Annotated in this window: 5 protein-coding genes and 1 pseudogene; 1 reads left to right on the top strand and 5 read right to left on the bottom strand. The window is 60.3% G+C overall.

Annotated elements, in window-relative coordinates; all coding sequences use genetic code 11:
• Positions 1-66: 66 nt before the first annotated feature.
• A pseudogene (locus OKC30_RS20395) lies at positions 67-195 on the bottom strand (phospholipase); the annotation flags it as partial.
• Positions 196-270: 75 nt separating this feature from the next.
• Here OKC30_RS20395 and OKC30_RS20390 point away from each other — a divergent pair.
• Complete coding sequence (locus OKC30_RS20390) at positions 271-432, top strand: hypothetical protein (protein WP_010672595.1); 162 nt, start codon at positions 271-273, stop codon at positions 430-432.
• 5 nt (positions 433-437) lie between these two features.
• Here the strand turns inward: OKC30_RS20390 and OKC30_RS20385 are convergent, their stop codons facing one another.
• From OKC30_RS20385 to OKC30_RS20370, 4 genes are all read right to left on the bottom strand, one after another.
• A complete protein-coding gene (locus OKC30_RS20385) occupies positions 438-1,859 on the bottom strand; it encodes a lytic transglycosylase F (protein ID WP_160838419.1) in 1,422 nt (473 codons plus the stop codon).
• Positions 1,860-2,075: 216 nt separating this feature from the next.
• Positions 2,076-2,378 carry a YfcZ/YiiS family protein gene (locus tag OKC30_RS20380; protein ID WP_010672593.1) on the bottom strand — a complete coding sequence of 101 codons (303 nt, stop codon included), beginning with the start codon at positions 2,376-2,378 and terminating at the stop codon, positions 2,076-2,078.
• 10 nt (positions 2,379-2,388) lie between these two features.
• Entirely contained in the window at positions 2,389-2,553 is a 165-nt protein-coding gene (gene tatA, locus OKC30_RS20375) for a twin-arginine translocase TatA/TatE family subunit (RefSeq protein WP_010672592.1), read from the bottom strand.
• A gap of 17 nt (positions 2,554-2,570) precedes the next feature.
• A partial coding sequence (locus tag OKC30_RS20370) for a hypothetical protein (protein ID WP_270809787.1) occupies positions 2,571-2,866 on the bottom strand: 296 nt, incomplete at its 5' end.

The following is a 2,866-nucleotide window of genomic DNA, read 5'->3' as shown; positions in this document are numbered from 1 at the left end:
CCTGCATGGAGACGTGATTAGATCACAGACGATCAGCCTGTTCAAATTTCATTAACAAAGTGCGATCCCGCCCTGGTCCTCTTCCCAGCTGTAATACTGGGCGAGGATCCGGTGGCGAGCCTGGCGGATCAACTGGCATCGGGCCTTCAGGGCGGCGCCGGGATCGGCGAGCAAGGCAAAGTCGGCGGGGATCAAGGGTCATCTCCCTGTCATCTGGTGGTGGCATAACCCAGACAACCGCCCCGATAGCCCAGTGTCAAGGAGCCGATGATGGAACTGCGCGACCACCCCTCCCTCAGTCAGAGACCTCATGCCAGCCAACCGGATCCCACCCCGGCCAGGCTGTTGATGCCCTGGTACCAGCAGCACCGGGATCTGGGCTGGGAACCCCTTGCGCAGCATCACGAGGATCCCCTCCCCGGCCAGCATTGACAGGCTCAGGGCTGCACCGCCTCGATGGCCTCTGACTTGCCCTCCAACTGGGGCAGGCTGAAACGGTAGGCCACGTAGTATTTGTAGATGGTGCCAACGTAGTTGATGGGCCCCTGGCCCACGTCGTTGGCCACCAGCTGCTCCACATTGCCGAACCAGACGTTCGGATCCAGCCCCTTGTCGGCCGCCTTGGCCTGCAATGCCTGGACCCGGTTCGGACCCGCATTGTAGGCGGCCAGGGCGAACAGATGGCGATTGAGCCTGTCCATCCCGGGATCATTGAAGTAGGTGTCCAGGATGAGCCGCATGTAGCGACAGGCCGCCTCCACATTGCCCTCCAGACTGGTGAGTCTGGCGCCGCGGATCCCCACCTCCTTGCCGGTGCTCGGCAGCAATTGCATGATGCCGACGGCCCCCCGGTGAGAGCCGACATTGGGATTGAGCCCCGACTCCTTGTAAGCCAGCGCGGCCAGCATCAGCCAGTCCAGCTGATACTTGTCCGCCTGGGCCTCCAGTACCTTGCGAATGGTCGACAGTCGCCCCAGCGGGTCCGGCGCCAGTATGTTGCTCATGCGGTCGCTCTGCGCCAGCAGGCGGCGCAATGTCATGTCACTGTAGAGGGTCCGCTTGCTCGACTCCGAGATGTAGGCGTTCACCGCCTTGAGCAGCTCCGGGCTGTTGTTGCGCAGGGCCCAGGCGCTGCGCCCCTTGTCCCGCAGCGGAATCAGCCTGTGGGCCTTGAGGCCGCCAATCATGTCGAGCCAGATCCGCCCCTTGAAGCTGTCGGTGACCGTCAGCGGAATGATCCCGGCTGACACCATCTCCAGCAGGTCCCCATCCTGCAGGTATTCGGGAACCGTCTCGATGTAGACCGGGGGCAACCCCAGCTCCCGAAACAGCCAGTTGAGCTGGTGCAGGCTCTCGAAATAACTGGAGCTGGCACGCACCCAGATCCGCCGGCCGGACAGCTGGGTGATGCGATTGAAGGCAGGGAGCTCCCGCTGGCTCACCACCCACTCCTCGATGGGGGTGATCAGCGGCTGGGAGAAGGTCACCTGCTCGCGCCGGGTGGGGGTGACCGTCAGGTTGGCGGCCACCAGATCCCCGCGTCCCTCGGCCAGATAGTCCAGCAGCTTGTCCTGGCGCACCGGGATATAAATGATCTTGAGCTTGAGCTTCTCCTTGGCCAGGTAGGTCTGGTTCAACCAGCGCTCGAATCCCTGAAGCTGATTGACCAGGATGCCGTACTGGGCTCCCTTGTCAAAAAAGAAAAACCCCCGCTCATAGACCACCAGGGCCCTGATCTCTTTTTTTTGCAGGATGTGTTCGAGATCACCGGCCTGGGGCAGCAACTGCGGCTTGAGATCCGCCGCCAGCAGAGGGAGAGAGCAGAGAGCCAGCAGGGCCCAGATCCATCGCCGCATCATGATTTAACCACCTCGCTGTGGGCCGGTGCGCACCGTCGGGTCTGTCAGAGAAGGCGCCTGCGCCAAGTCATGGGGCGTCGCGGGATCTTCTGCCGATCGGCGCATGCCGGACGGAAAACGGATCGTCCGTGGGATAACTCACTATACAACGCAAAGGGAGGGAAAAAGCGAGGGGCAGAGCAAGACGGCAGGCAAGCCTGCCGTGTCATCACGATCTCAGAGGGAGCGGGCGCGCATCTCGAAGATCAGCTTCTCGGCGGTACAGGTGAATTGCAGGCGGGCCTTCAGGATCACGCCATCAGGGCCTCGGCTCAGCTCGCTGCTGCTTTTGGCTTCGGCAGTGACCTGCTTGGCCAGCGCCTCGTAAGCTGCAAATTTCTCGCGGGCGTCGGCTTCTGCAGCGGCCTCGATCACCAGCTCCATGACGTCGTCACCTTCGCCGATGATGGTGCCAATTTCGGCGAAACAGCCGCAACTGTCACAGGTCTCGTTCAGTTCCACTTTCTCGTCTACAGACATACGTTCACTCCTACTTATTCCGGATATTGTCATCGTCGCGCAAGGCGTTGCGAAAATCCCTGATGGCAGTGCCCAGATCCTCACCGGCGCCAGCCAGGCGTTTGCTGCCAAACACCACGACGACGACCACGAGCAGGATCAGCAGATGCCAGATATGAATGCCACCCAGTCCCATAGGGAGACTCCTGACTGTTAGATACCTGGAGGTTGTATCAAAAGAAAGCGTATCGATTGTTGGGCAAAATCAAGGCAGGTGCAAGTTGGCGAAAAAATCGCGCAAAAACGGCGACGAGGCGCAAAAAAATACGGCGACCATGGGCCGCCGTATGAGTCGGTGCTACTTGTCCCCTCAACCGCTACATCCTGTACCAGCCGCCACCAGGGCGAGAGACCCGTCGAGCATAGGATCGCCACATGTACAGGATCTTTAGCAGCAACCAATTGAAATAGATATAAAAATGGCTTCGATTGTGATCTGATTTTATCGC

This window comes from Aeromonas sp. QDB18, from assembly GCF_027705325.1.
In the GTDB taxonomy this organism is placed as follows: Bacteria; Pseudomonadota; Gammaproteobacteria; order Enterobacterales; family Aeromonadaceae; genus Aeromonas; species Aeromonas caviae.
The sequence above is the reverse complement of the archived record's forward strand: the minus strand, read 5'-3'. Positions and strand labels throughout refer to the sequence as shown.

Coding starts and splice junctions, on each gene's coding strand:
- OKC30_RS20390 (WP_010672595.1), top strand. CDS start 271: ATGGAACTGCGCGACCACCCCTCCCTCAGTCAGAGACCTCATGCCAGC.
- tatA (WP_010672592.1), bottom strand. CDS start 2,553: ATGGGACTGGGTGGCATTCATATCTGGCATCTGCTGATCCTGCTCGTG.
- OKC30_RS20385 (WP_160838419.1), bottom strand. CDS start 1,859: ATGATGCGGCGATGGATCTGGGCCCTGCTGGCTCTCTGCTCTCTCCCT.
- OKC30_RS20380 (WP_010672593.1), bottom strand. CDS start 2,378: ATGTCTGTAGACGAGAAAGTGGAACTGAACGAGACCTGTGACAGTTGC.